At 58.3% G+C, this 21,683-nt stretch carries 29 protein-coding genes; all 29 read left to right on the top strand.

Annotated features, from left to right (window positions below; all coding sequences use genetic code 11):
• Positions 1–333 precede the first annotated feature (333 nt).
• Positions 334–699: an NADH-quinone oxidoreductase subunit A gene (locus tag G6R15_RS00695; protein WP_164657863.1), complete on the top strand. Its 366-nt coding sequence runs from the start codon at positions 334–336 to the stop codon at positions 697–699.
• The gene (locus G6R15_RS00690; RefSeq protein WP_037307875.1) at positions 690–1,223 is read left to right on the top strand and encodes an NADH-quinone oxidoreductase subunit B family protein; all 534 of its coding nucleotides are present in this window, start codon (positions 690–692) and stop codon (positions 1,221–1,223) included. The genes G6R15_RS00695 and G6R15_RS00690 overlap by 10 nt, the downstream gene beginning before the upstream one ends.
• Entirely contained in the window at positions 1,220–1,825 is a 606-nt protein-coding gene (locus tag G6R15_RS00685; RefSeq protein WP_164657862.1) for an NADH-quinone oxidoreductase subunit C, read from the top strand. Before G6R15_RS00690 ends, G6R15_RS00685 begins: the two co-directional genes overlap by 4 nt.
• Positions 1,825–1,998: a hypothetical protein gene (locus tag G6R15_RS22650; protein WP_205520446.1), complete on the top strand. Its 174-nt coding sequence runs from the start codon at positions 1,825–1,827 to the stop codon at positions 1,996–1,998. The genes G6R15_RS00685 and G6R15_RS22650 overlap by 1 nt, the downstream gene beginning before the upstream one ends.
• The gene (locus G6R15_RS22645; protein ID WP_165821361.1) at positions 1,995–2,141 is read left to right on the top strand and encodes a hypothetical protein; all 147 of its coding nucleotides are present in this window, start codon (positions 1,995–1,997) and stop codon (positions 2,139–2,141) included. The genes G6R15_RS22650 and G6R15_RS22645 overlap by 4 nt, the downstream gene beginning before the upstream one ends.
• A 14-nt stretch (positions 2,142–2,155) precedes the next feature.
• Positions 2,156–2,530: a nuclear transport factor 2 family protein gene (locus G6R15_RS00680; RefSeq protein ID WP_164657861.1), complete on the top strand. Its 375-nt coding sequence runs from the start codon at positions 2,156–2,158 to the stop codon at positions 2,528–2,530.
• A 41-nt stretch (positions 2,531–2,571) separates the two neighbouring features.
• Positions 2,572–3,786 (top strand): NADH-quinone oxidoreductase subunit D, encoded by a 1,215-nt coding sequence (locus G6R15_RS00675; RefSeq protein ID WP_164659216.1) that lies wholly within the window; start codon positions 2,572–2,574, stop codon positions 3,784–3,786.
• Positions 3,783–4,085, top strand: a complete 303-nt coding sequence (locus G6R15_RS00670) for a hypothetical protein (RefSeq protein WP_164657860.1) — start codon at positions 3,783–3,785, stop codon at positions 4,083–4,085. The genes G6R15_RS00675 and G6R15_RS00670 overlap by 4 nt, the downstream gene beginning before the upstream one ends.
• Before the next feature lie 27 nt (positions 4,086–4,112).
• Positions 4,113–5,210: an NADH-quinone oxidoreductase subunit NuoE gene (gene nuoE, locus G6R15_RS00665; RefSeq protein WP_164657859.1), complete on the top strand. Its 1,098-nt coding sequence runs from the start codon at positions 4,113–4,115 to the stop codon at positions 5,208–5,210.
• A gap of 24 nt (positions 5,211–5,234) precedes the next feature.
• Positions 5,235–5,672, top strand: coding sequence for a hypothetical protein (locus tag G6R15_RS00660; RefSeq protein ID WP_164657858.1), 438 nt, complete (start codon positions 5,235–5,237; stop codon positions 5,670–5,672).
• A 27-nt stretch (positions 5,673–5,699) separates the two neighbouring features.
• A complete protein-coding gene (locus G6R15_RS00655; protein WP_164657857.1) occupies positions 5,700–5,939 on the top strand; it encodes a DUF5337 domain-containing protein in 240 nt (79 codons plus the stop codon).
• Positions 5,940–5,946: 7 nt separating this feature from the next.
• Entirely contained in the window at positions 5,947–7,242 is a 1,296-nt protein-coding gene (gene nuoF, locus G6R15_RS00650; protein WP_164657856.1) for an NADH-quinone oxidoreductase subunit NuoF, read from the top strand.
• Between the two features lie 315 nt (positions 7,243–7,557).
• Positions 7,558–7,974: an MAPEG family protein gene (locus G6R15_RS00645; RefSeq protein ID WP_164657855.1), complete on the top strand. Its 417-nt coding sequence runs from the start codon at positions 7,558–7,560 to the stop codon at positions 7,972–7,974.
• Positions 7,971–8,474 carry a DUF3291 domain-containing protein gene (locus G6R15_RS00640; RefSeq protein ID WP_164657854.1) on the top strand — a complete coding sequence of 168 codons (504 nt, stop codon included), beginning with the start codon at positions 7,971–7,973 and terminating at the stop codon, positions 8,472–8,474. Before G6R15_RS00645 ends, G6R15_RS00640 begins: the two co-directional genes overlap by 4 nt.
• Positions 8,475–8,544: 70 nt before the next feature.
• Positions 8,545–8,907, top strand: coding sequence for a hypothetical protein (locus tag G6R15_RS00635; RefSeq protein ID WP_164657853.1), 363 nt, complete (start codon positions 8,545–8,547; stop codon positions 8,905–8,907).
• A complete protein-coding gene (locus G6R15_RS00630) occupies positions 8,904–9,422 on the top strand; it encodes a DUF5333 domain-containing protein (protein WP_240336632.1) in 519 nt (172 codons plus the stop codon). The genes G6R15_RS00635 and G6R15_RS00630 overlap by 4 nt, the downstream gene beginning before the upstream one ends.
• A gap of 3 nt (positions 9,423–9,425) precedes the next feature.
• Entirely contained in the window at positions 9,426–11,447 is a 2,022-nt protein-coding gene (gene nuoG / locus G6R15_RS00625; protein ID WP_164657852.1) for an NADH-quinone oxidoreductase subunit NuoG, read from the top strand.
• Positions 11,444–11,830: a hypothetical protein gene (locus tag G6R15_RS00620; protein ID WP_164657851.1), complete on the top strand. Its 387-nt coding sequence runs from the start codon at positions 11,444–11,446 to the stop codon at positions 11,828–11,830. The genes nuoG and G6R15_RS00620 overlap by 4 nt, the downstream gene beginning before the upstream one ends.
• A 6-nt stretch (positions 11,831–11,836) precedes the next feature.
• Entirely contained in the window at positions 11,837–12,874 is a 1,038-nt protein-coding gene (gene nuoH, locus G6R15_RS00615) for an NADH-quinone oxidoreductase subunit NuoH (RefSeq protein ID WP_164657850.1), read from the top strand.
• A 4-nt stretch (positions 12,875–12,878) separates the two neighbouring features.
• Positions 12,879–13,118, top strand: coding sequence for a hypothetical protein (locus G6R15_RS00610; protein WP_164657849.1), 240 nt, complete (start codon positions 12,879–12,881; stop codon positions 13,116–13,118).
• Positions 13,119–13,130: 12 nt separating this feature from the next.
• Positions 13,131–13,625: an NADH-quinone oxidoreductase subunit NuoI gene (gene nuoI / locus G6R15_RS00605; RefSeq protein WP_164657848.1), complete on the top strand. Its 495-nt coding sequence runs from the start codon at positions 13,131–13,133 to the stop codon at positions 13,623–13,625.
• Positions 13,622–14,041 carry a carboxymuconolactone decarboxylase family protein gene (locus G6R15_RS00600; RefSeq protein WP_164657847.1) on the top strand — a complete coding sequence of 140 codons (420 nt, stop codon included), beginning with the start codon at positions 13,622–13,624 and terminating at the stop codon, positions 14,039–14,041. Before nuoI ends, G6R15_RS00600 begins: the two co-directional genes overlap by 4 nt.
• On the top strand, positions 14,038–14,640 hold the full coding sequence (locus tag G6R15_RS00595) for an NADH-quinone oxidoreductase subunit J (RefSeq protein ID WP_164657846.1): 603 nt from the start codon (positions 14,038–14,040) through the stop codon (positions 14,638–14,640). Before G6R15_RS00600 ends, G6R15_RS00595 begins: the two co-directional genes overlap by 4 nt.
• Before the next feature lie 2 nt (positions 14,641–14,642).
• Complete coding sequence (gene nuoK, locus G6R15_RS00590; RefSeq protein WP_005624625.1) at positions 14,643–14,948, top strand: NADH-quinone oxidoreductase subunit NuoK; 306 nt, start codon at positions 14,643–14,645, stop codon at positions 14,946–14,948.
• Between the two features lie 6 nt (positions 14,949–14,954).
• Complete coding sequence (gene nuoL / locus G6R15_RS00585) at positions 14,955–17,090, top strand: NADH-quinone oxidoreductase subunit L (RefSeq protein WP_164657845.1); 2,136 nt, start codon at positions 14,955–14,957, stop codon at positions 17,088–17,090.
• The gene (locus G6R15_RS00580; RefSeq protein ID WP_164657844.1) at positions 17,090–18,634 is read left to right on the top strand and encodes an NADH-quinone oxidoreductase subunit M; all 1,545 of its coding nucleotides are present in this window, start codon (positions 17,090–17,092) and stop codon (positions 18,632–18,634) included. The genes nuoL and G6R15_RS00580 overlap by 1 nt, the downstream gene beginning before the upstream one ends.
• Positions 18,635–18,648: 14 nt before the next feature.
• Positions 18,649–20,091, top strand: coding sequence for an NADH-quinone oxidoreductase subunit NuoN (gene nuoN, locus G6R15_RS00575; RefSeq protein WP_164657843.1), 1,443 nt, complete (start codon positions 18,649–18,651; stop codon positions 20,089–20,091).
• A 54-nt stretch (positions 20,092–20,145) separates the two neighbouring features.
• Entirely contained in the window at positions 20,146–20,895 is a 750-nt protein-coding gene (locus G6R15_RS00570; RefSeq protein ID WP_164657842.1) for a biotin--[acetyl-CoA-carboxylase] ligase, read from the top strand.
• Positions 20,896–20,909: 14 nt separating this feature from the next.
• Positions 20,910–21,683 carry a type III pantothenate kinase gene (locus G6R15_RS00565; protein ID WP_164657841.1) on the top strand — a complete coding sequence of 258 codons (774 nt, stop codon included), beginning with the start codon at positions 20,910–20,912 and terminating at the stop codon, positions 21,681–21,683.

The following is a 21,683-nucleotide window of genomic DNA, read 5'->3' as shown; positions in this document are numbered from 1 at the left end:
GAGGGAATCACATAAAGTTTAGCTGCCAGGACGCTACCGTGGGGCCATACCAATGGGCGCGGCCGCAAAATTCGCTAAACCCTTCTGATCACGGCAATCTGCCGAAAGATTGCCGCTTTTCCCCTCTTCCACGCCGGAAAGGCCAAGTTAAGCCTGTTCCGGCGGCAAAATGCGGGTAAATACCTAATTCACCCAATTTTCGTTTGCGGCAATTCGACAGGGTTTCGCGGCCTCGCTTTGGTTGACGCTCTGGTGCCGCACAGGTAGAGAATGTCCAGTCAACACGCCAATTGACGGCGCGCCAAAATGTGGTGCGCAGGAAAGGAGCCACTCGTGGAAGAGCTGTTGCGGGAGTATCTCCCGATTCTGGTGTTTCTGGCCGTCGCTGTCGGCCTTGGCATCGTTTTGATTCTGGCTGCGGTGATCCTGGCCGTGCGCAACCCGGACCCTGAAAAGGTAAGTGCCTACGAATGCGGTTTCAACGCCTTCGATGACGCGCGTATGAAATTTGACGTCCGGTTTTACCTGGTCGCAATTCTTTTCATCATCTTTGATCTGGAAATTGCATTCCTGTTCCCTTGGGCTGTCGGCTTTAAGGACATCAGCGATGTCGGGTTCTGGTCGATGATCGTGTTTCTAGGCGTTCTGACCATCGGCTTTGCCTATGAGTGGAAGAAGGGGGCCCTGGAATGGGAGTGATGACCGGAGCCAACACGGCGGGCGTCGACAAAGAAGTCGCGACCCAGGCCCTGAATGCCGAGCTTCAGGACAAGGGGTTTCTGCTGACCTCGACCGAGGATATCATCAACTGGGCCCGCACCGGCTCGCTGCACTGGATGACATTCGGTCTGGCTTGTTGCGCGGTTGAGATGATGCACACCTCGATGCCGCGCTATGATGCGGAACGCTTCGGGATCGCCCCGCGCGCCTCGCCGCGTCAGTCGGACGTGATGATTGTGGCAGGCACGCTGACCAACAAGATGGCGCCCGCGCTGCGCAAGGTTTACGACCAGATGCCCGAGCCGCGCTATGTGATCTCAATGGGATCCTGCGCAAATGGGGGCGGGTACTACCACTACTCCTATTCGGTGGTGCGTGGTTGTGACCGGATCGTGCCGGTGGACATCTATGTCCCTGGCTGTCCGCCGACGGCCGAGGCGCTGCTTTATGGTCTGATGCAGTTGCAACGCAAAATTCGCCGCACGGGGACGATCGTACGATGAGTGAAGCCTTGAAAGAACTGGGCGCGCATATCGAGCTCAAGCGAAGCGATTGCGTGTTGGCGTGGGACGTGACCCACGATGAGTTGAATTTGGACGTCACACCATCCAACATCGTCGGCTTGGTGGAATTCCTGAAATCCGACCCGACCTGCAAGTTTTCGACGCTGGTGGATATCACGGGCGTTGATTACCCGGAACGCGCCAAGCGGTTCGACGTGGTCTATCATTTCCTGTCGATGTACCAGAACCAGCGTATTCGCCTGCGGGTGTCGATCCGCGAGGATGACATGGTGCCGTCGATCATCGACGTGCACCCTTCGGCCAACTGGTTCGAGCGCGAGGTGTTCGACATGTTCGGCATCCTGTTCACCGGTCACCCGGACCTGCGCCGCATCCTGACCGACTATGGCTTTCGCGGCTATCCATTGCGCAAGGATTTCCCGACCACCGGCTATACCGAGGTTCGGTACGACGAGGCGCAAAAGCGCGTGGTCTATGAGCCCGTCAGCCTGGTACAGGAATATCGTCAATTTGACTTCATGAGCCCATGGGAAGGTGCGGAGTACATCCTGCCCGGGGACGAGAAAGAAGGGGCTAAGTAATGGAGTTTATCATCTGGGCATTTCTGGTCGTGGTGACAGTGATACCGATGATGAAACTTCTGCCCCATTTTGGGATCCACCAATACTGGGCGTTCATCTGCGTGATTTCGCCCGCCGTGGTGGTCCTGCTTTGGGTCATGGCGATGAAGTTGCAGGAGCTTGACCGCAGATGATGGCATTTCTTGGTGAGTTGGCGGCTCTTGGTGTTCTGGGTGTCCTGCTGGCAGGCGCCGCAGCCAAGGCGGCCCAAGCAGAAAAGGCCCGGGTTCGGGTCAAGGCAAAGGCCAAATCGCGCAACGCGCGACGGAAAGGGTGACGATGGCGTTGGACATGACAACAGCCCTGGAACAGGTGAACGCAGCGGCCGAGGCCTACTGCGTCGCGCTGAACAAGGCGGACAGCGATGCGCTGGATGCGCTGTGTCATGACCGGTTCCTGATGACCTGGGTCAAGGACGATGGCACCCCACGGTTCCTAAACAAGGAAAAATTCGTGGGCGGCATCCGCACGTTGGACGCGGACAAAGACGCGCCCTCGTTCGAGGTGATCTCGGTCGACGTCGAAGGCCCTGACATGGCCCATGTTAAACTGTGGGTCGACATGCCGCCCCGGCGGTATCTGGATTACCTGGGCTTTTTCCGGGTCGAAGGCGAATGGCGCCTGATTACAAAACTGTTCCGCGTGGCCGAGGGCCCCGAACTGTAAAGGAAACGCCGGGTTCAACCCGGACAGGAGAGACACGGATGATGGACGGCAGCAAGGGCTTCGACGACGCTCTGACAGGCGAGCAGAAGATCCGCAACTTCAACATCAATTTTGGTCCCCAGCACCCGGCGGCGCACGGCGTGCTGCGTCTGGTTTTGGAACTGGACGGCGAGATCGTGGAGCGCTGCGACCCGCACATCGGCCTGCTGCACCGTGGCACCGAAAAGCTGATGGAAAGCCGCACCTATCTGCAGAACCTTCCGTATTTCGACCGTCTGGATTATGTGGCGCCGATGAACCAGGAGCATGCCTGGTGTCTGGCAATCGAAAAGCTGACCGGGGTCGAGGTGCCGCGCCGAGCCTCGCTGATCCGGGTGCTGTATTCCGAGATTGGGCGCATCCTGAACCACTTGCTGAACGTGACCACCCAAGCGATGGATGTGGGCGCGCTGACCCCGCCGCTTTGGGGGTTTGAAGAGCGTGAAAAGCTGATGGTGTTTTATGAACGCGCCTGCGGTGCACGTCTGCACGCGGCCTATTTTCGCCCCGGGGGTGTGCATCAGGACCTGCCCGACGACCTGCTCGACGACATCGAAGCCTGGAGCCATGAATTCCCGGCCATTTTGGACGATATCGGCGGTCTGTTGACCGAAAACCGCATCTTCAAGCAGCGCAACGCTGACATCGGCGTCGTGACCGAAGAGGATATCCTGCAGTACGGATTTTCTGGTGTGATGGTGCGCGGTTCCGGTCTGGCATGGGATTTGCGCCGGTCGCAGCCCTATGAATGCTATAACGAGTTCGATTTCCAGATCCCGGTAGGCAAAAACGGCGACTGCTACGATCGCTACCTCGTTCGCATGGAAGAGATGCGCCAGTCGCTACTGATTATTCGTCAGGCGATCGCCAAGATCCGAGAATGCCCCGGAGATATTTTGGCGCGCGGTAAGATCACCCCGCCCAAACGCTCGGACATGAAAACTTCGATGGAAAGCCTGATCCATCACTTCAAGCTTTACACAGAAGGGTTCCACGTCCCGGCAGGCGAAGTTTATGCCGCGGTCGAGGCGCCCAAGGGTGAGTTCGGCGTCTACTTGGTTGCTGATGGCACCAACAAGCCGTACCGCGCCAAGCTGCGCGCGCCGGGTTTCCTTCATTTGCAAGCGATGGACTACGTTGCCAAAGGCCACCAGTTGGCCGACGTGGCCGCCATCATCGGCACCATGGATGTCGTGTTCGGGGAGATCGACCGATGATCAAAGCGACCATGGCATCTATTGGCGCGGTCTTTGTGTTGGCAGGATGCGACGTGACTACAACCAGCGGTGCGGGGGGCACGATCACCCCAGAACTGCGTCAGGACTACCTGGTTGCTGTTGCTTCTGTCGGCTGTGTTTTGCGCGACGAACGCCAATACGGCGCAGTTGATTTTCAGGCGGGCCTGACCCGCGAGCAAACGGTTGCGATCACCACGGGCTATCTGTCGCGCGGCAAGGCCCAACGGGTCGATGATGGCAACTCTATCCGTATCACCACCGGACCTTGCGCGGCCTGACGGGAACAAGAAGGACTACGAATAAACATGCTACGCCGTCTGCATCCCGAACAACCCGAAAGCTTTGCTTTCACCCCGGCCAACCTGGCCTGGGCCGAAGGGCAGATCACCAAATACCCCGAAGGCCGCCAAGCCAGTGCGATCATTCCGTTGCTGTGGCGCGCGCAAGAGCAAGAGGGGTGGCTGAGCCGCCCTGCCATCGAAGCTGTCGCTGACATGCTGGACATGGCTTATATCCGTGCGCTTGAAGTGGCTTCGTTCTACTTCATGTTTCAGCTGCAGCCGGTTGGTTCTGTTGCGCATATTCAGGTTTGCGGGACCACGTCTTGTATGATCTGCGGTGCCGAAGATCTTATTGTCGTCTGTCAAGAAAAGATCGCGTCCAAACCGCATGTGATCTCGGGCGACGGTAAGTTCAGCTGGGAAGAGGTGGAATGCCTCGGGTCCTGCACCAACGCGCCCATGGCCCAGATTGGCAAGGACTATTACGAGGATCTGACGGCAGAGAAATTCGGCCAGCTGATCGATGAGCTGGCAGCAGGCAAGGTACCCACGCCCGGTCCGCAAAACGGTCGGTATGGAGCCGAGCCGCTGAGCGGTTTGACCAGCTTGACCGAATACGACAGCGGTCGCACGCAGTATAACGCGTCGGTGCAACTGGCGGCGGATATTGGCGACACGGTCAAGTGCATCGACGGCACCGAAGTGCCGCTTTTGACGCCATGGCTCAAAGACGCCGAGGCACCGGTGGCTGAAAAGCCCAAGGCCAAGTCGGCCCCCAAGAAAGCTGTCAAAAAAGCCGTAGCACCAAAAGCTGAACTGGAGACCGGCGACAAGCCTGCAACGTTGAACGCGGCGCGCGGTGGTACGGCAGATGACCTGAAAATGATCAAAGGCGTTGGCCCCAAGCTGGAAGGGGTGCTGAACGACATCGGCATCTTCCATTACGACCAGATCGCTGCATGGAGCGGGACTGAAGTCGCTTGGGCGGACCAGAATCTGGTCGGTTTCAAGGGGCGGGTCAGCCGGGATGATTGGGTGGCGCAAGCAAAACTGCTCGCCACTGGACAGGAAACAGAGTTCGCAAAGCGGGCCAAAGAAGCCGGGACATACGAAGAAGACTAGAAAATGGGAAGGGAGACCCACACGATGACCAATTCGACAGATCAGGCAGGCTGTAAAGCGCGCAGTTGGAGATTGTCCGCATATGGCGGCGTTGCGTTGGCGGTTTTGTTCATTCTTGTGGGGAACGCCGGGATCGTCTCAGCAGCCATCGGGGGCATTGTCAGCTTTGTCGTGTTGGGCATTGTTTTGACGCGCTTTTTGTGCCCCGAGGTGCAACAGGATACGATGGCCTCAGCTCCGGCACCGGAACCAGCGGCGGAAACGATGGCAGAGGCAGCGCCAGAACCGGTGCCCGAGCTAGAGGCGACATCCAAGCCGACACCTGTGGCGACCGAGGCAGCCCCGGAGCCGACACCCGATTCGACCAGTTCGATGGTCAAACCATCAAAGGAGCTGCCGGGCCAGATCGAATTGGCCAACCGCAAAGGCAGTTGGACATACAAAGGAAACGCCTCTGCCTAATCCGCAGCGGTCAACGACACGAAGAAGATGAACACGGAACAGGACAAAGCCATCGCCCAAAAGGGCCGCCACATCGGTCTGGTTATCGCCGGAACGATGGTGCTGTGGGTTGTCATGACCGTGTTCGTGGGTCCGGCCGTTGGATTGGCCGGGCGCTATGCGCTGCTCTTTGATCTCGCCGCTTTGGCGGGGTTCATCTATGCAGTGATCAATATCATTCAACTCTGGCGGATGCGTCAGGCCAGTGAACAAGACAGGCAAAGGTAGGCACGCGATGCTGAAGGATCAGGACCGGATCTTTACCAACCTCTACGGGATGCACGACCGCACCCTCAAAGGCGCGCAGATGCGTGGCCATTGGGATGGCACCGCCGGTATCATCGAAAAGGGGCGCGACTGGATCGTCCAGCAGATGAAAGACTCTGGTCTGCGCGGACGCGGCGGTGCGGGCTTCCCTACGGGTTTGAAATGGTCCTTCATGCCCAAGGAAAGCGACGGACGTCCGGCGTATCTGGTGGTGAACGCGGATGAATCCGAACCGGGCACCTGCAAAGACCGCGAGATCATGCGCCATGATCCGCATACCCTGATCGAAGGGTGCCTGATCGCGTCCTTCGCGATGAACGCACACGCCTGCTATATCTACATCCGCGGCGAATACATCCGCGAACGCGAGGCGCTTCAGGCCGCGATTGACGAGGCATATGACTCGGGCCTTCTGGGCAAGAATGCTGCTGGCTCGGGCTGGGATTTCGACTTGTACCTGCACCACGGGGCGGGCGCTTACATTTGCGGTGAAGAAACCGCGCTGATCGAAAGCCTTGAAGGTAAAAAGGGAATGCCCCGCATGAAGCCGCCGTTCCCGGCGGGCGCGGGTCTCTATGGTTGCCCGACCACCGTGAACAACGTGGAATCCATTGCCGTTGTGCCGACGATCCTGCGCCGTGGCGCTGACTGGTTCAGCTCGTTCGGGCGCCCCAACAATGCGGGCACCAAGCTGTTTGGCGTCTCGGGCCACGTCAACAACCCCTGCGTGGTTGAAGAGGCGATGTCGATTTCCTTTGAGGAGCTGATCGACAAGCATTGCGGCGGTATTCGTGGCGGTTGGGACAACCTTAAGGCCGTGATTCCTGGCGGTTCGTCTGTACCGTGTGTGACCGGCGAGAACATGCGCGACGCGGTCATGGATTTCGACGCGCTCAAGGAAAAGGGTTCGTCGCTGGGCACCGCTGCCGTCATCGTGATGGACAAGCAAACCGACATCATCAAAGCGATCTGGCGTCTGTCCAAGTTCTACAAACACGAAAGCTGCGGTCAGTGCACGCCCTGTCGCGAAGGCACCGGCTGGATGATGCGGGTGATGGACCGTCTGGTGAAAGGCGAGGCCGAGGTCGAGGAAATCGACATGCTGCTGAGCGTCACCAAACAGGTCGAGGGCCACACCATCTGCGCCTTGGGGGATGCGGCGGCTTGGCCGATCCAGGGCCTGATCAAGAACTTCCGCGAGGAAATTGAGGACCGGATCAAAGCCAAGCGCACCGGTCGCATGGGGGCGATGGCGGCTGAATAAGGAAGATTTTGAATGCGGTTTGCCGGGTTAAGACTTGAAATTCCCGTCTGGTGTCCAGGATGTCAGAAATGGAAACAGCCTAGCGCAGACCATGTAGACGGATGTGAAACCTACGAAAGGAGCCAACACGAGCAATATGAAATCGCGAGAAAGCGCCGAAACAATCCGCCTTCATTTCTTTGGTTGGCCGTATTGTACGGAGTGCTTTTGTGTTTTGGCGTGGCTTACCTCTTCTTTTGGTAGGTCTGACGTGAAACCGAAGATTTTGTTGTCTCTCTCGGCATGACGCTGGGGTGTGCTTGAAGGATCGCAATGATGGAACAGTTTGCAGAATATACCCACGCGATTGCGTCGTTGGTGCTTTTCACGCTGGTCGTGCTCGCACTCTCGCCGTTTTCGGCGCTCGCTAAGGCGAGCAAGGGGCTGGCTCCGGGCGCAACGCCTGAGCAGGATTATGCGAACAAGGCCTATCGTTTGAACCGGGCCTATCTGAACGGGACCGAAACACTGCCAGCCTTTTTGACCGTGACAGTTGCGGCGATGCTGGCCGGGGCGAGCCCGTTCTGGGTCAACCTTTTGGCTTCGACTTTTCTGGTGGTGCGCCTGATCATGCTGGTTGTCCACCTACAGGGTGTCGGCAAACCGCACAGCGGGCCGCGCTCGGTGTTTTATGTTGCCGGTTGGGCCTGCATGGTGGTTCTGGCCGTAATGACATTGGTGGCGGTGTTTTGAAGCAACCTGATGGATATCACCTAGCCGAGCTGAACGTGGGCCGCCTTTTGGCACCGACGGATGATCCGCGTGTGGCCGAGTTCATGGAGAATCTCGATCGTGTGAATGACCTGGGCAAGCGTATGCCGGGGTTCGTCTGGATGATGGAAGGTTCTGGGGAACCCGGTACTGGCAATACAGAAAACAGCATCTGCAATGACCCCCAGTTCGTGGCCAACCTGACCGTCTGGAGCGATGCACCGAGCCTGGAAAAGTTCGTTTGGGGCACCATCCACAAGCAGTTTTATGAACGTCGGCAGGAATGGTTCGAAATACTGGGTGCGATGCATTTCGTCATGTGGTGGGTGCCAGAAGGTCAAGAACCGACACTGGACGAAGCAATGGAGCGGCTCGGGCATCTGCGCGCGCATGGCGCGAGTGAACATGCTTTTGACTGGTCCGCCCTGAGTGATGCTAATATGTGGCGCTCACACGGTTGCACCCACGTTGCAGCGGAGTGAGAGAAAATGATCGAACCGAAATTCAACAGCCAACCCAGGCAACTGGGCACAGCGGTAGGAGGACACTGACATGAAGGCCACCCGTCTTGCCCTGCTTGGGATTCTGTGTGCAACCGTTGCCGTTGCCGTTGCCGGATGTAACCGCAAGAAAAACAAAGTAAACCTAATTACCTATGATGGCATCGAGTTTCGCACCGATGCGCAGCCCATCGACAAGAAGGTGACCTTGGCCGACTTTTACGTCCGCGTCGAAGGTGCGGCCATCTCGCTGGATTCAGCGCGTAAGGCTGGTCGCGATCGCGCTTACCGCTATTGCATCGAAAATTATGGAACATCAAAAATCGACTGGGTTGTTGGCCCGGACGCGGATCCGGCGCGGGTGCCTTTGGTTGATGGGGCCGTGACATTCCGTGGGACCTGTGGCCGTCCATGATTCGTGCATTGGCATATCCTTGCTCATTTGAGGGGCCGTTATTGAATAGCAGCCCGGATGAGGGTCGTTTTGGAACATCCAAAACGAAAGGGAATGTCATGTCCGTTATCAAGTACGCCGTTTTTGCTGGTCTGGTTGCGTTGCCAATCTCAATCCCGGCATCAGCTCAGGCGAAACCACCCCTGCGTGAAGTGAGCGAGATCGACAACGAGCTCTACTACATCGCCATCGCCAACGAGATCGCCGAGATCTGCAACGGCATCACCGGCCGCCGGATGAAGGCAATCAGTGTGATGTGGGCGCTGCGGTCCAAGGCCAACAAACTGGGTTATTCGGATGACGAAATCCGGGCCTATGTGGAATCCGATACTGAAAAAGATCGTATGCGCAACAAGGGCGAGACCTATTTGGCCGCCAACGGGGCGAAATACGGACAACCCGAAACCTTCTGTGCGCTTGGCCGCGCGGAAATCAATAAAAACAGCGCGATCGGCGTGTATTTGAGGGCGAAATAGACCATGTCTGACCTCCGCAAGATCAATATTGACGGGCAAGAGCTCGAAGTGGACGGCGCGATGACCCTGATCCAGGCCTGTGAACAGGCCGGGGTCGAGGTACCGCGTTTCTGCTATCACGAGCGTTTGTCCATCGCGGGCAACTGCCGCATGTGTCTGGTCGAGGTTGTTGGCGGTCCGCCGAAACCGGCGGCCTCTTGCGCGATGCAGGTGCGCGATCTGCGTCCCGGCCCCGAAGGTCAGGCACCGGTGGTCAAGACAAACTCGCCCATGGTCAAGAAGGCCCGCGAGGGGGTGATGGAGTTCATGCTCATCAACCACCCGCTGGATTGCCCGATTTGCGATCAGGGCGGCGAATGCGACCTGCAGGATCAGGCGATGGCCTACGGCATCTCTGACACCCGGTTTAAGGAAGCCAAGCGGGCTGTCGATGACCTGGATCTGGGGCCGCTGGTGTCCACCGCGATGACCCGCTGCATCAGCTGCACCCGTTGCGTGCGTTTCACGTCCGAGGTTGCTGGTATCACGCAGATGGGTCAGACTGGTCGCGGTGAAGATGCGGAAATCACCAGTTATCTGAACGAAACGCTGGTTTCGAACCTGCAGGGCAACATCATCGATCTGTGCCCGGTTGGGGCGCTGACGTCGAAACCCTATGCTTTCACCGCGCGCCCTTGGGAACTGACCAAGACCGAGAGCATCGACGTGATGGACGCGCTTGGATCGAACATTCGTGTCGACACCAAGGGGCGCGAAGTGATGCGATTTCTGCCTCGCAACCATGACGGTGTGAACGAGGAATGGATCAGCGACAAGACCCGCTTTGTCTGGGACGGGTTGCGTCGCCAGCGTTTGGATCGGCCTTATGTGCGTGTTGACGGGAAATTGAAACCGGCGAGCTGGCCGGAAGCATTGGCCGCTGCTGCCAAGGCGATTAACGGGGCCGAAAAACTGGCTGGAGTCGTTGGCGATCTGACCTCGGTCGAAGCGGCATTTGCTTTGAAGCAGTTGATCGAGGGAAAAGGCGGCGTTGTGGAATGCCGTACCGATGGCGCAAAACTGCCAGCGGGCAACCGGGGTGCGTATGCCGGGACCGCCGCGATCGAGGACATCGACAACGCCGAGCGTATCCTGCTGATCGGCACGGACCCGCGTAACGAAGCACCGGTGTTGAACGCGCGTATCCGCAAGGCATGGATTGATGGGGCTGAAGTGGCACTTGTCGGGCAAGCGGTCGATCTGACCTTTGACTATGCCCACATGGGTGACGATCGCGCTGCATTGCAACGGGTCGTCGACATGGGCGGCGATGACGAGATCAAGGGCAGACGATCGTTGGTGATTGTGGGGCAGGGTGCCCTGCAAGAGGCTGACGGCGCGGCAGTTCTGGCCTCGGCTCAGGCAGTCGCGGCCAACACAGGCAGCGGGCTGCTGATCTTGCACACCGCTGCGTCGCGCGTGGGCGCTATGGATGTCGATGCCACCAACGAACGTGGCATGGACGCAGTTGGCGAAGCGGACGTGATCTATAACCTCGGAGCGGATGAGATCGAGATCGGCGAAGGTGCCTTTGTCATCTATCAGGGCAGCCACGGCGACCGCGGCGCGCATCGCGCCGACGTGATCCTGCCGGGGGCAGCCTATACCGAAGAAAACGGTCTGTTCGTGAACACCGAAGGTCGTCCGCAATTGGCATTGCGCGCCGGATTTGCGCCGGGTGAGGCCAAGGAAAACTGGGCCATCCTGCGTGCACTTAGTGCCGAGACCGGTGAAGCGCTGCCCTACGACAGCCTCGCGCAACTGCGTCAGACGCTGGTCGCCGCTGTACCGCACCTGGCCAAAATCAACGAGGTTGCCGACAATGAGGTGCAACCGTTGGATACCGGATCTCTTGGCCAGGCGAGCTTCCGCACTGCGGTCAAGGACTTCTATCTGACCAACCCGATCGCCCGCGCATCAGAGCTGATGGCCGAGCTGTCAGCGGGCGCTAAGGCGCGCAACTCGGAGCAGATTGCGGCAGAATGATCCGGATAGCGCTCATATCCCTGATCGCTTTGGCGGCCTGTGAGGAACAGGCCGACGGAACGGTGACACAGTTCGCGCCCGACTATCAGGGCGTTGAGACCTCGTTGCTGGATGGGGATCTGGTGCAGTTCGACGTATCAATGACCGGCGCGCGCGATGAAAAAGACGTGGATGCCTATGCCGAATGTGCGGCGGCGCAATATGCGCTGATCCGTGGCTACGGTTTTGCGCGCCATTTGCGCACGAACATGAATGAAAAGGGTGGCGTGTGGTCGGCGGATGCTGTTTACACCATCTCGTCATCATTACCCCGTGGGTTGGATACCATCGACGCCGAAGTCGTGGTCGCCAATTGCGCGGAAAACGGAATACCCACGGTGTGAGGACCTATGGCTGAATTCTTTAACACCCCAGGCGGCATCGCCATCATCATCCTGGCGCAAGTGCTTGCAGTTGTTGCTTTTGTGATGATCTCTCTGCTTTTCCTGGTGTACGGCGACCGCAAGATCTGGGCGGCAGTCCAGATGCGTCGGGGCCCCAACGTCGTGGGCGTCTACGGCCTGCTGCAATCAGTGGCCGACGCACTGAAATATGTGGTCAAAGAGGTGGTGATCCCCGCCGGTGCCGACCGCACCGTGTTCATCTTGGCGCCGCTGACGTCTTTTGTGCTGGCGATGATCGCCTGGGCGGTGATCCCGTTCAACGATGGCTGGGTTCTCTCGGACATCAACGTCGCGATCCTTTATGTCTTCGCCGTCTCCTCGTTGGAGGTTTACGGCGTGATCATGGGCGGTTGGGCCTCGAACTCGAAATACCCGTTCCTGGGATCGCTGCGATCAGCCGCGCAGATGATTTCCTATGAGGTGTCGATTGGTTTGATCATCATCGGTGTAATCCTGTCGACGGGTTCGATGAACTTTGGCGACATCGTGCGCGCGCAGGACGGCAATCTGGGCTTGTTTAACTGGTACTGGCTGCCACATTTCCCGATGGTGTTCCTGTTTTTCATCTCGGCACTTGCAGAAACCAACCGGCCACCGTTCGACCTGCCAGAGGCGGAATCGGAACTGGTGGCTGGCTATCAGGTAGAATATTCGGCAACACCTTTCCTGCTGTTCATGGCGGGCGAATACATCGCCATCTTCCTGATGTGCGCCCTGACCACGCTGCTGTTCTTTGGCGGCTGGCTGTCGCCGATCCCGGGCCTGCCGGATGGCGTGCTGTGGATGGTCGCCAAGATGGCGTTCTTCTTCTTCCTCTTCGCGATGGTCAAGGCGATTACGCCGCGCTACCGCTATGACCAGCTAATGCGTCTGGGGTGGAAAGTGTTCCTGCCGTTCTCGCTGGGTTGGGTGGTTTTCGTGGCCTTTGCGGCAAAATTCGACTGGTTCTGGGGGGCATTCGCCCGCTGGAGCGTAGGGGGCTGATACAATGTTGCAAGGCGACCGGTTTTATTCGTTCGATAACGATGGAGCGGAATTCACAATTTGGAACGCTTCAGAGTACTTTATTCTGACTGCAAGGAATGATGAGCTGCTTCGATGCGAAACGCTGGAGGACGCAGTCGAAGCCGCCGTAGAGATTCAAAAGACAAAAGGTTGGTTGAAGGAGCAGCTCGATGAGACTTCTGAGCTGGCTAATTGGTCGACTGGATTTCGCGTGGCAAGGTAAGGAAGAAAGAGCATGACCCAAATCGACTATACCCGCGCCGCCAAATACTTCCTATTGCAGGATTTCTGGGTCGGCATGAAGCTGGGGCTGAAGTATTTCTTTGGTCCCAAGGCTACACTCAACTATCCGCATGAAAAGGGGCCTCTGTCACCTCGTTTCCGTGGCGAACATGCATTGCGTCGCTATCCCAACGGCGAAGAACGCTGCATCGCGTGCAAACTCTGCGAGGCGATCTGCCCGGCGCAGGCCATCACCATCGACGCCGAACCGCGCGAGGACGGCAGCCGTCGCACCACGCGGTACGACATCGACATGACCAAATGCATCTACTGCGGTTTCTGCCAAGAAGCCTGCCCGGTGGATGCCGTCGTCGAGGGGCCGAATTTCGAATTCGCCACCGAAACCCGCGAAGAGTTGTTCTATGACAAGGACAAGCTGCTGGCGAATGGCGAGCGGTGGGAAGCCGAAATTGCCCGCAATCTGGAAATGGATGCGCCCTACCGATGACCGATCCGAAAAACCCGTTTGAGATGATGATGGCTCAGGCCACTGAGATGGCCAAGTCGATGAACCCCGCGCTGGAGAAGTTCTCTCCGACTGACGCGTTCAAGGGGTTCGAAGCGCTTTGGCCGACCATGCCCAAAGAGGTCATGGAAATGATGTTTGGCAACACTGTCAACAAGGACGGGCTGGACGCCAAGACGCGCCTTCTGATTACGCTGGCTGGATTGACAATGCAGGGCGCGCAGGCCGATTCAGCTGTGCGCCAAACGGTGCGCCACGCAGTCGCGGCGGGTGCCAAGAAACAAGAGATCGTTGAAACGATTGGGCAGATGTCGGTGTTTGCCGGCATTCCGGCTATGACCCGCGCGCTTGAGTTGGCGCAAGAGGTCCTGGGCGAAGAAGGGGACAGCGAAACATGAGTGTATTTGCCTTTTACCTATTCGCGATCAGCGCGATCACCGGGGGGTTGTTCACCGTGATCAGCCGTCAACCGGTGCATTCGGTGCTGTGGTTGATCTTGTCGTTCATATCATCGGCGGGGCTGTTTGTTCTGCTGGGGGCGGAATTTGTCGCCATGCTGCTGATCATCGTCTACGTCGGCGCGGTCGCAGTTCTATTTCTTTTTGTGGTGATGATGTTGGATGTGGATTTTGCCGAGTTAAAAGCGGAAATGGCGCGATATATGCCGCTGGCCCTGCTGATCGGCCTGGTGATCCTGATGCAGTTCGTCATGGCTTTTGGTGCGTGGGAGAGTGCGCCGGGTGCCGCTGATCACCTGGCGCAGCCGGTGCCGACAGATCGCCACAACACCGAGGCGCTTGGCGTCATCCTTTACGACCAATATTTCCTTCTGTTCCAGCTGGCAGGCCTGATCCTGCTGGTCGCAATGATCGGCGCGATCGTGCTGACCCTGCGCCACCGGACCGACATCAAGCGTCAGGACATCGTCGCTCAGATGATGCGCGACCCGGCCAAAGCGATGGAGCTCAAGGACGTGAAACCGGGGCAGGGGCTGTAACCATGATCGGACTTGAACATTATTTGACCGTTGCGGCGACGCTGTTCGTCATTGGCATCTTTGGTCTGTTCTTGAACCGCAAGAACGTGATCATCCTGCTGATGAGCATTGAACTGATGCTCTTGGCGGTGAACATCAACCTTGTGGCCTTCTCAAGCTTCCTGGGCGATCTGGTCGGGCAGGTCTTCACGTTGTTCGTGCTGACCGTCGCCGCGGCTGAGGCTGCGATCGGTCTGGCCATTCTGGTCTGCTTCTTCCGCAACCGCGGCACCATCGCCGTCGAAGACATCAACGTGATGAAGGGTTAAGAGATTATGGAAACCACTATCCTCTTTGCCCCTCTGGTCGGCGCGATCTTGTGTGGGTTCGGCTGGAAGTTTCTGGGCGAAAAAGCGGCCATGTGGACCGCCACGGGCCTGCTGTTCCTGAGCTGTCTGCTCAGCTGGATCGTCTTTTTTACCTTTGACGGGGTTACTCAGCAGATTGAAATCCTGCGCTGGATCGAAAGCGGCGCACTTAGCACCGACTGGGCGATCCGTTTGGACCGGATGACCGCGATCATGCTGATCGTTGTGACCACCGTTTCGGCGCTCGTGCACCTGTATTCCTTCGGCTACATGGAACACGATCCGCAGTGGCGCGAAGGCGAGAGTTACAAACCGCGCTTCTTTGCCTATCTGTCATTCTTTACCTTCGCCATGCTGATGCTGGTGACAGCCGACAACTTGGTGCAGATGTTCTTTGGCTGGGAAGGCGTGGGTGTCGCATCCTACCTGTTGATCGGCTTCTACTATCGCAAGCCATCGGCCAATGCTGCCGCCATGAAAGCGTTCATCGTCAACCGGGTGGGTGACTTTGGCTTTGCGCTTGGCATCTTTGCGCTGTTCTTCTTGGTCGACAGCATCAACTTTGACGACATCTTTGCCGCTGCACCGACGCTGGCCGAAACGCAGCTGACATTCCTGTGGGCCGAATGGTCCGCGATCGAGGTTGTCTGCGTGCTGCTCTTCATCGGTGCCATGGGTAAATCGGCGCAGCTGATCCTGCACACCTGGTTGCCAGACGCGATGGAAGGCCCGACGCCTGTGTCGGCGCTGATCCACGCCGCAACCATGGTGACGGCTGGTGTCTTCCTGGTGTGCCGCATGTCGCCGCTGATGGAATTTGCGCCGGGCGCGACCGGCTTCATCACCGTTCTTGGCGCAACAACCGCATTCTTCGCCGCAACCGTGGGTCTGGTGCAGACCGACATCAAACGCGTCATCGCCTATTCGACCTGTTCGCAGCTGGGTTACATGTTCGTGGCCGCTGGCGTGGGCATGTATTCGGCGGCGATGTTCCACCTGTTCACGCACGCCTTCTTCAAGGCGCTTTTGTTCCTTGGGGCCGGGTCGGTCATCCACGCGATGCACCATGAGCAGGACATGATGAATTACGGGAACCTGCGCAAAAAGATCCCCTATACTTTTGCCGCGATGATGATCGGCACGCTGGCCATCACCGGGGTGGGCATTCCGCTGACCACCTTTGGTTTCGCAGGCTTCCTGTCCAAGGACGCGATCATCGAAAGTGCCTATGCAGGCGGGTCGTCTTATGGCTTCTGGCTGCTGGTCGTGGCGGCTGCGATGACATCCTTCTACAGCTGGCGTTTGATCCTGCTGACCTTTTATGGCGAGGAACGCGGCGACAAGCATACGCATGAGCACGCGCACGAAAGCCCGATGACCATGCTGGTTCCGCTTGGCGTTTTGTCGGCAGGGGCCGTGTTTGCCGGTATGATCTGGTACAACAGCTTCTTTGGTCACACAGATCAGGTCGCCAAGTTCTATGGCATCCCGGTGGCCGAGACTGCTGCGGATGGTCACAGCACGTCGCACGGCGCGTCCGGGTCGGACACTGTGTCGTCGGACGGTCATGGTGATGATGCTGGTTACGCAGATGACGGGCATGGCGAGCCATCTTCGGGTGAGCATCACTATGTCTTTGCCGGAGAGCCGGGTGAGGGCGCGCTTTACATGGCGCCGGACAACACCGTTCTGGACGACGCGCATGCTGCGCCCAAGTGGGTCAAGCTCTCGCCTTTTATTGCGATGGTCCTGGGCCTGATCGTGGCGCTTTGGTTCTATGTCTGGAACCCGGCGATGCCCGGTCGCATGGTCGAGAACTTCAATCCGCTCTACAGGTTCCTCAAGAACAAGTGGTACTTTGACGAGATCTATGACGCTATTTTTGTCAAATCGGCGCTCCGTTTGGGCCGGCTCTTGTGGAAACGCGGTGATGGCAACACCATCGACGGCTTCCTGAACGGGATGGCCATGGGCGTTGTTCCCTTCTTTACCCGCCTCGCAGGCAAGGCGCAGTCGGGCTACATCTTTACCTATGCCTTCTGGATGGTTTTGGGGCTAGCTGCCCTTGTCACCTGGATGTCGATCGGCGGAGGCGCACACTAATGGATAATATCCTCTCCATCGTCACCTTTGTCCCGGCGATTGCCGCGCTCATTCTGGCCGTGTTCCTGCGTGGCGAAGATGTAGCTGCACAGCGCAACGCCAAATGGGGGGCGTTGTTTGCGACGACCGTGACCTTCCTGGTGTCCATCGGGATCTACACGGGTTTTGATCCGGCCAACACGGGCTTTCAGTTCGTGGAAGAGGCAGAATGGTTCATGGGGCTGAAATACAAGATGGGCGTTGACGGCATCAGTGTGCTGTTTGTCCTGCTGACCACCTTCATCATGCCGCTGACCATTCTGGCCAGCTGGAATGTGGAGGTGCGGGTCAAGGAATACATGATCGCCTTTCTGCTCTTGGAAACGCTCATGCTGGGCGTGTTCATGGCGCTGGATCTGATCCTGTTCTACCTGTTCTTCGAGGCGGGTCTGATCCCGATGTTCCTGATCATCGGCATCTGGGGCGGCAAGGAACGCATCTACGCCAGCTTCAAGTTCTTCCTCTACACTTTCCTCGGCTCGGTTCTGATGCTGGTGGCGATGGTGGCCATGTATGTGGATGCCGGCACCTCTGACATCGAGGCATTGATGAGCCATCAGTTCGCGTCGCAAAGCTTTAGCGTGCTGGGTGTTCACATCGTGGGCGGTATGCAGACGCTGATGTTCCTGGCGTTCTTTGCCTCTTTTGCGGTCAAGATGCCGATGTGGCCGGTACACACCTGGTTGCCGGACGCACACGTTCAGGCGCCTACAGCCGGTTCCGTGGTTCTGGCAGCGATCCTGCTCAAGATGGGCGGCTATGGCTTCCTGCGGTTCAGCCTGCCGATGTTCCCGGTCGGGGCAGAGGTGCTGACGCCGCTGGTTCTGTGGATGTCGGCGATTGCTATTGTCTACACCTCGCTGGTGGCGATGGTGCAGGAAGACATGAAAAAGCTGATCGCCTATTCGTCGGTTGCGCACATGGGCTTTGTGACCATGGGCATCTTTGCAGCCAACCAGCAGGGCGTGGATGGCGCGATTTTCCAGATGATCAGCCACGGCTTCATCTCGGCGGCGCTCTTCCTATGTGTGGGGGTGATCTATGACCGGATGCACACCCGTGACATCGACGCCTATGGCGGTTTGGTGAACCGGATGCCTGCTTATGCGATGGTGTTCATGCTGTTCACTATGGCCAACGTGGGCCTGCCGGGCACATCGGGATTTGTGGGTGAATTCCTGACGCTGATGGGGATATTCCAGGTCAACACGTGGGTGGCCGCTGTGGCGACCTCGGGGGTGATCTTCTCAGCTGGTTATGCCTTGTGGCTATATCGCCGGGTTGTCTTTGGCGACCTGATCAAGGAAAGCCTGAAGTCCATCACTGATATGAGCTCGCGCGAGCGTGCAGTGTTCACGCCGCTGATCGTCATGACCGTACTGCTGGGGGTCTACCCCTCGCTGGTCACTGATATCATCGGCCCGTCGACCGCTGCGCTGATTTCGAACTATGACACGGCCCTGGCCGCGGCAGAGGCCGCGATCCAGGTGGCCGAGACGCACTAAGGGGGCCCCGGGACATGATCCAGGCTGATCTGACCGTAATCCTGCCAGAGATTGTTCTGGCCGTGTACGCCATGGTGGCGCTCTTGGGGGCGGTTTACACCACCAAGGACGGCGTGGCCCCGCTGTTGGTCTGGACGACCAGCGGGTTGATGGCCGTGCTGGCCATCTGGATCGCAACCAGCGGCAATGGCACCAACGTGGCGTTCAACGGCATGTTCGTCGATGACGGGTTTGCCCGGTTCGCCAAGGTGGCGATCCTGCTGAGCGCGGCGGCGGTTCTGGTGATGAGCCAGGACTACATGAACCGTCGCGGCCTGCTGCGGTTCGAATACCCGCTGCTGGTGGCCTTGGCCGCTGTTGGCATGATGATGATGGTGTCGGCAGGCGACCTGATGGCGCTGTACATGGGGTTGGAACTGCAATCACTGGCGCTTTATGTTGTGGCGGCCCTGCGCCGTGATAGCGTGAAATCGACCGAAGCTGGTTTGAAATACTTCGTCCTCGGCGCGCTCAGCTCGGGCTTGCTGCTTTATGGGGCCTCGCTGGTCTATGGATTTTCCGGCACCACGTTGTTCTCGGGCATCATCCAGACCGCCAAACATGGCGAGCTGTCGGTTGGTATGCTGTTTGGCTTGATTTTCCTGATCTCGGGCCTGGCATTCAAGGTCTCGGCCGTTCCGTTCCACATGTGGACCCCGGACGTCTACGAGGGCTCGCCCACGCCGATCACCGCCTTCTTTGCCACCGCACCCAAGGTTGCTGCGATGGCTCTGTTTGCGCGTCTGATGCACGACGCCTTTGGTGCCGCGGTCAAGGACTGGCAACAAGTCATCGTTCTGTTGTCGGTGCTGTCGATGTTCCTGGGCGCGATTGCTGCTATCGGGCAGCGCGACATCAAGCGTCTGATGGCGTTTTCGTCGATTGCGCATATGGGCTATGCCCTGATCGGTCTGGCTGCGGGTACGGAACTGGGCGTCAAATCGATGCTGATGTATCTGGCGATCTATGTGACCATGAACGTGGGCACTTTTGCCTTTATCCTGATGATGGAACGTGACGGCCAGCCCGTGACGGACATCGAGGCGCTGCGCCAGTATGGCCGCCGCGAACCAGGTAAGGCACTGGCGGTTCTGATCCTGATGTTCTCGCTGGCAGGCGTTCCGCCGATGCTGGGCTTCTTTGCCAAGTATGGCGTCTGGCAGGCGGGTGTGCAGGCGGACCTGACCGGGCTTGTGATTGCCTCGGCTGTGGCTTCGGTCATCGGTGCGTTCTACTATCTGCGGATCGTGTTCTACATGTACTTTGGCGAAGAGCCCGAAGAGGCGCTCGACACGCATTCCTCGCCCATCCTGTGGGCAGCGTTGATGGGGTCGGCGGCCTTGATGCTGGTTGGTGTTGTCTATCAGTTCGGAATTGAGGGCGCGGCAGCAGCTGCGGCGGCGACACTTGTCAACTGATCTGAATAACCGCGTCAAACAAAGGGGCCTGGTCACACGACCGGGCCTTTTGTCATGAAGGCCTGGCCGCATGGATATGGCCGCCGGGTGTTCGAGGAAATCGACAGCACCCTGAACGAGGCCGCCCGGATCGCACTGACGCTGGCGGGGCCGGAATGGATCATGGCCTATCACCAGACCGCTGGTCGCGGACGGCGCGGGCGGGTCTGGAAGAACCCACAAGGCAACTTCTCGTCCACGCTTGTGCTGCGCCCCGAGGGGGCGCCCGAACAGGCGGCGCTGCGCAGTTTTGTGGCGGCTCTGGCGCTGTTTGATGCTTTTGTCGCAGTAACGGGACGCCCGGATGGCCTGTCGCTGAAATGGCCAAACGATGTGCTTTTAAATGGCGGCAAGGTCGCGGGTATTCTTTTGGAAAGCGCAGGCAATGGGAACGGGGTTACCCATCTGGCCGTTGGTATCGGTGTGAACCTGATCGCTGGTCCGCCAGATGACATCTTGGAAGAACGTGCCACGCGGCCTGTGTCACTGCTTGGGGAAACGGGTCTCAAGGTCGAGCCCGAGGATTTTCTGCTGGAACTGGCGCTTGCTTTCGACAAATACGAAACCCAATTGCGGACTTACGGGTTTGAACCGATCCGCACCGCTTGGCTGGCCCGCGCCGCCAAGGTGGGAGAGGTCATCACAGCCCGTACCGCAACGTCCGAAACCGTGGGCACCTTTGAAACGGTGGACGGCGACGGCAACCTTGTCCTAAACACCGCCAAAGGGCGCGTCAGCATACCGGCAGCGGACGTGTATTTCTAAGAAAGGGGCATATCATGCTCTTGGCCATTGACTGCGGCAATACCAACACCGTCTTTTCGATCTGGGACGGGTCCGAGTTTCTGTGCACCCTGCGCACCTCGACCCACCACGCCCGGACTGCGGATGCCTATTTCACCTGGTATTCGACGCTGGTGAAGCATTACGGGCTTGAGGTGGACATTACCGAGGTGATCATCTCGTCCACGGTGCCGCGTGTTGTGTTCAACCTGCGTGTCTTTGCTGATCGCTTTTTTGGCTGCCGTCCTATCGTTGTGGGCAAACCTGAATGCCTGCTGCCGCACCAGCCGCGTGTGGATGAGGGGACGCAAGTTGGCCCCGACCGGCTGGTGAACTCGGCAGGGGCTTTTGACCGCCACGGCGGTGATCTGATCGTGGTGGATTTTGGCACTGCGACCACCTTTGATGTGGTGGATCATGATGGCGCTTATGTGGGCGGGGCTATTGCACCGGGCGTGAACCTGAGCCTTGAGGCGCTGCATATGGCCGCCGCAGCCCTGCCGCATGTGGACATTGCCAAGCCGCAGCGTGTAGTAGGCACCAACACCGTGGCCTGCATGCAATCCGGCGTGTTCTGGGGCTATGTCGGGCTGGTGCGAGAGATTTGTACGCGTATCCGCGAGGAGCGCGACCGACCAATGAAAATCGTGGCGACAGGCGGGCTGGCCCCGCTGTTTCAGCAAAGTGCTGATCTGTTTGATGCCATGGAAGAGGATTTGACGATGCACGGGCTGACCGTGATTCATCGCTATAACAAGGATAATGGCTGA

It is taken from the genome of Tropicibacter sp. Alg240-R139, assembly GCF_900537075.1.
GTDB lineage: Bacteria > Pseudomonadota > Alphaproteobacteria > Rhodobacterales > Rhodobacteraceae > Falsiruegeria.
This window is presented reverse-complemented; position numbering and strand designations above follow the sequence as displayed.